The organism is Flavobacterium restrictum, from assembly GCF_007097245.1.
GTDB lineage: Bacteria > Bacteroidota > Bacteroidia > Flavobacteriales > Flavobacteriaceae > Flavobacterium > Flavobacterium restrictum.
Genome location: NZ_VJZT01000046.1, coordinates 1 through 2,804, shown reverse-complemented (window position 1 = coordinate 2,804; position 2,804 = coordinate 1). Strand labels below are relative to the sequence as shown.

Annotated in this window: 3 protein-coding genes; all 3 read right to left on the bottom strand. The window is 29.4% G+C overall.

Annotation, left to right across the window (positions count from 1 at the left end):
* Positions 1 to 223: 223 nt before the first annotated feature.
* Positions 224 to 754 (bottom strand): HEPN family nuclease, encoded by a 531-nt coding sequence (locus FNW21_RS16055; RefSeq protein ID WP_144257761.1) that lies wholly within the window; start codon positions 752 to 754, stop codon positions 224 to 226.
* Complete coding sequence (locus FNW21_RS16050) at positions 755 to 1,426, bottom strand: endonuclease domain-containing protein (protein WP_144257760.1); 672 nt, start codon at positions 1,424 to 1,426, stop codon at positions 755 to 757. It lies immediately after the preceding gene.
* A gap of 204 nt (positions 1,427 to 1,630) precedes the next feature.
* Positions 1,631 to 2,182, bottom strand: coding sequence for a hypothetical protein (locus FNW21_RS16045; RefSeq protein WP_144257759.1), 552 nt, complete (start codon positions 2,180 to 2,182; stop codon positions 1,631 to 1,633).
* Positions 2,183 to 2,804: the final 622 nt, after the last annotated feature.

Genomic DNA, 2,804 nt, shown 5'->3' with positions numbered 1-2,804 from the left:
AATTTTCTGCGAGTTGTGAACGTTATTTCCAAATCGAAATTACCTGCGTAATTTCGGCATAACTAGCCAGTAACGTTTCGCGGCTTCATGAAGTGGCGATGAACCAAGACCAAGCCTTCACAAATATAAACAAAACTTTTAATTAAAAACCTTTCCAATTTCAGATAAATCCCGTGCCTCGCCATTTCTTGAAACCGCTGTTACCTGCTGGTTTTATTTTCTGTTATTTTGTAATTGAAATTATATAGTCTTCTGCAATTTTTAGTGCTAACTTTTTTAGCTCTTCCATCGTGAAAATCACTTCAAAATCTTTAGTTTTTTCATTATTTGTATTCCAAAGTTTTATTCCAATCCATAAATCATTTTCATTTATTCCTTCAATATTTTGATGAGCTATTCCATTTCTTATTTTATTTACAAACCATAATTTTTCAAATTTTGTTAAATCATTTCTATGTCCAACTTCTGTTTGTATATTTGTTAATTCAATTTCTGTTAGGTCTTTTTTGTGTTGACTTTTAATTAAGAAACCAATTTTTTGAGGAATAAAATTTAAAAAAGATTCATCAATTTTACCTTTCAAACTTTTGTTTCCATTTTTTTCATTTTCAGAAACAACAACTATTAAACCTAATAAACAATTAAGTAATAAAGTTGATTCCAAATCTCTATTTTTGAAATCTTCAAAATTTTCGGATAATAGTTTTTTTGTTCTATTAACAAAATCTATTTGATAATTTTTTATTGAACTCATTTAGATATTTTTTTTAATTGTTTCAATAACATTTTCCATCCTTTCTCTAATTTCTTTTCCTGTAAATCGTAAAACAATAAATCCTAGATTTTGCAATTCTCTGTCAATGTTTCTGTCTCTCAATGCTTGTTCTTCGGTTCTTTCGTGATAAGTATGACCATCTGCGTATATGCAAATTCTCTTATTTCCAAATTCGATGTAAAAGTCTGGAATTGTCATAATTTTTGTTTTGTCAATAGGAAAAACGTTTTCAAACGTTTCACCATTTTTATTTATACGCCTTTGTAGTTGAGCATTAATTTTTTCTTTTTTTAATGCTAAAAAAAGAGCTTGTTCCAGAGGACTTTGACAAATATTGATACAAATTAGACATTCTATATATTTGAATTCACAGTTTCTGCATAAATTATTAGTTTTGTGATAATCTTGTAGCTTTTCAACTTCTTCAATCGAACATTTCAAATTTTCAGAAGCTGAAGTTAAACCTAACACAATATTAATTTCATTTCTTAAGGTAATTAATTCATCTCTGTCAAAGATTTTAGAAATTTCCCAATTAGATTGTTTTTCATTAATTTGAATTAAATATTCTTCTCGTTTGTAATTTGATAAAGTTCTTAAGTTTTCTTTTTCAACTAATTTTCTAATTGTGATTGGTATATTTCTTGCCATATAATTTTTAATTCAATTTTCAATTTTCATTTTTTGTTTTTAGCAGAATTTTGCGGTAAACTAGCAGGTAACGTTCCCGCGCTACAAGCAGTTTGGGGTTAAACAAGCGTTATCTTTCGGATTTGCCAAAGCTTCCAAATACAAACCAATTTTTCCATTAAGCCAAATACCCAAATTGCTTGTAGCGTGTGTTAGCGGATGGCTTTATCTTTTTATTTCAATCAATGTGTTTCTTTCACTTTTATATGTCGCAAATATTTTTTCTGGTTTATATTTCATTTCTACTTCACAATTTTTATCAAATGCCTTTTGCACAAAATGCTTTTTGTAATAAATAATTTCATTTGGAAATAAAACTATACAATTTGCTAATGTTATGTCAAAAGCATTTCTAAATTCTCCAATTTCTATATTGTTTTTTTGTACCAATTCAGTAGAAAATTTTGAGGCTAAAGTGTTTTTTATGTTTTCTATTTCTGGGCATCTTGCAATTCTAGGTCTTACAAATGGAGTTGCAATTCCATAGTCAATAATTTCTTCTTTAATTTCTTTTGTATTTTTGTAGACTTTAATATTTAGATTTTCTTCCGAAATATAAATTGTGTCATTAGTTAAGTTTCGTATTTCAAATTCTAATTCGGCTTTGTTCTTATTTGATTTGTCAATGTAAAAGCCAATATAATTTGTCGAAATCTCTTTCTGAGCTTCAGCTTTGAATACAAACAATAATAAAAATAAGATATTTAGATATTTCATTTTCTCGTTAATTTCAGTTTTTTCGCAAGCTATCCGCTAACGTTCTCGCGCTACAAGCAGTTTGGGTCTAAATTAAGCCTATTCTTCGGATTTGCCAAATCTTCCAAATACAAACTAATTTTTCCATTAAGCCAAATCCCCAAATTGCTTGTAGCGTGTGTTACTGGCTGGTTATTTTGTCGAAATTACAATTAAACCCCAAATTTTCACGCTTCTGTTGGCAAAATCCAACTTTCACGTTTATGATTTTCGGCTCGTAATTTTCAACGTTTTATTTTCAATTATTCGCTTTTTTAATTTTTACGCAAAACTTTTCAAGTTTCTGCTTTTCAAGTTCCGACTTTCACGCTTCTGCTTTTCAGATTCCAATTTTTAAGTTTCTGTTGGCAAGTTTCCATTTTCACGCTTCCGCTTTTCAGGTTTCAACTTTTCAAGTTACTGCTGGCAAGATCCACTTTCACGCTTCTGCTTTGTAATCTTTTTGCGGAAACAAATGTATATTCCAAATCGGATTTACCTGCGTAATTTCGGCACAAGTCACCAGTAACGTTCTGGTACTACAGCGGGTTTGGGACTAAATTAAGCCCTATTTTCGGATTTGCCAAATCATCCCAAATACAAA